The 529-nt window shown below is 64.1% G+C and carries 1 pseudogene; it reads left to right on the top strand.

Annotation, left to right across the window (positions count from 1 at the left end):
- Window positions 1–160: 160 nt before the first annotated feature.
- Window positions 161–529, top strand: a pseudogene (locus tag CKO11_RS17355) (IS3 family transposase); the annotation flags it as partial.

Here is a 529-nt window from a genome sequence, read left to right as displayed (position 1 = left end):
CCAAGAGGGGTATGGAGAATGCGCTCCGCGCTAATCCGCTCGACATCCGCGAGCAATATGAGAAGCAGCTGAAGGACCTTCAGGAAGCCTATGGCGAGGCGATGCTGGAGCTGCGGGCCAGAAAAAAGCTGGCGGCCCTCATGGAGCGGGAGGACGGCAATTGATCCGTACGCTCCATGAGGGCCTTCTGGCGGACGGGATCACGGTGCCGCTGACCAAGCTCTGCGCATGGTTCGGCGTGCCGCGGCGGACGGTGTATTACAAGCCAACCAAGGCGGCGCCGAGGGTCGATGCCCGCTTCGCGGACCCGATCAAGGCCATGATCGAGAAGGAACCGTCCTTCGGCTACCGCACCGTGGCCTGGCTGCTGGGCTTCAACAAGAACACGGTCCAGCGCATCTTCCAGATCAAGGGCTGGCAGGTCCGAAAGCGCCAGATCGGGATGCGACCCAGGATCGAGGCAGTGCCCTCGGTGGCCCAAGCCCCCAACGAGCGGTGGTCTACGGATCTCTGCCGGGTCTGGGCCGGG

This window comes from Rhodobacter sp. TJ_12 (assembly GCF_020023995.1).
In the GTDB taxonomy this organism is placed as follows: Bacteria; Pseudomonadota; Alphaproteobacteria; order Rhodobacterales; family Rhodobacteraceae; genus Rhodobacter.
The sequence above is the reverse complement of the archived record's forward strand: the minus strand, read 5'-3'. Positions and strand labels throughout refer to the sequence as shown.